This is a genomic window from Micromonospora sp. NPDC126480, from assembly GCF_040302465.1.
Taxonomy (GTDB): Bacteria; Actinomycetota; Actinomycetes; order Mycobacteriales; family Micromonosporaceae; genus Micromonospora.
On record NZ_JBEORU010000070.1, the window covers coordinates 1 to 1,444 of the forward strand.

General features: G+C 68.9%; 1 protein-coding gene. It reads left to right on the top strand.

What is annotated here, in order from left to right; all coding sequences use genetic code 11:
• Nucleotides 1-221 precede the first annotated feature (221 nt).
• Nucleotides 222-1,424 (top strand): IS110 family RNA-guided transposase, encoded by a 1,203-nt coding sequence (locus tag ABTW87_RS30120; protein ID WP_350654802.1) that lies wholly within the window; start codon nt 222-224, stop codon nt 1,422-1,424.
• Nucleotides 1,425-1,444: the final 20 nt, after the last annotated feature.

A 1,444-nucleotide genomic window follows, 5' to 3' on the forward strand; every position in this document is an offset into this window, starting at 1 on the left:
GCCCTACCTTTCATAGCGAGCCCGACGGTGGTAGTCGTACGGGCTGACGCGGGCGAGGCAGGTATGGCTTTCATGCTGGCTGCCGTGCATGGCCAGGGTCGCATCGCCGCCTGTCTCGTTCGCTCTTCCTGACTGCTGATTGGGCTCTGCGATCGATCGCTGTGTAGGGCGTTGACGGCGGGAAGAGCACGCGTACCGACGGGACGGGAGAAGGGAGAACCATGGCCGTTGCGGTGGGTGTGGATGTGGCCAAGGAGTTCCACTGGGCTGCGCTCGTGCACACCGAGACCGGCAAGGTCCTGGCGAGCCGACGGGTGGACAACGACCCGCCGGCGATCCAGGCACTGATCGACGACGTCCGCGCGGCCGAGGCCGAGCATGGCCGGGCTACGGTAGCGATCGACGTGCTGGGCGGCATCGCCGGGCTGCTGCAGGTCATGCTGCTGGATGCCGGACTGCGGCTGGTCCATGTGTCCGGGCTGGCGGTCAACCGGGCCCGCCGGGCCACTCGCGGGGGCGAGCACAAGAGCGATCCGCGTGACGCCAAGGTCATTGCCGATCAGATTCGGCTGCGCGGCGATGAGCTGCGCCTGGTCGAGCCGGCCGGCGAGGCCGACGCCGAGCTGCGGCTGCTGGTCGGGCGTCGCCGCGAACTGGTCACCGATCAAACCCGACGCATCGGCCGGCTGCGTGACCTGCTCGCCTCGATCCATCCGGGCCTGGAACGCACGCTCGATCCGACGAACAAGGCCGATGCGGCGTTGTTGACCCGCTACGTCACGCCGGCGGAGATTCGCCGTGCCGGACGGCGTCGCCTCACCGAGTACCTGCGCACCACCGGCCGGCACAACGCGCCGGTGATCGACATGCTGGTCGGCAAGGCGCTGACCGCCGCCGCAGCCCAACGCATCGCGGTGCCCGGCGAGGCGGTCGCCGCGGACATCGTCCGCGACCTCGCCCATGAGGTACTGGCCTGTCGGGACAAGCTTGCCGAGCTGGACAAGCGCATCACCGAGGCGCTCACTCGCCACCCTGATGCGGCCCTCATCCAGTCCCTGCCCGGGATGGGGGCCATCCTGACCGCTGAGTTCCTCGCCGTGGCAGGCGGCATCACCCGATTCCCCACCGGCGACCGGCTCGCCTCCGCCGCCGGCCTGGCCCCGGTGCTGCAGCAATCCGGCAAGGTTCACTACCTGCGACGCGCGGCCAGCGGCGACAAGACCCTCAAACGCGTCTTCTACCAATCCGCGTTCTGCGCCCTGCAACGCGACCCGGCCAGCCGCGCCTTCTACGACCGCAAACGTGCCGAAGGCAAACGACACCACCAAGCCCTCATCGCCCTGGCACGACGACGCGTCAACGTCCTGCACGCCATCCTGCGCACCCGACAGCCCTACCAACTTGATCACGCTCTCGCGGCTTGACTCAGTCATTAGGCTGCGGC

Bases quoted from the DNA above. Each gene is read 5' to 3' on its own strand.
- ABTW87_RS30120 (WP_350654802.1), top strand. From the start codon at position 222: ATGGCCGTTGCGGTGGGTGTGGATGTGGCCAAGGAGTTCCACTGGGCT.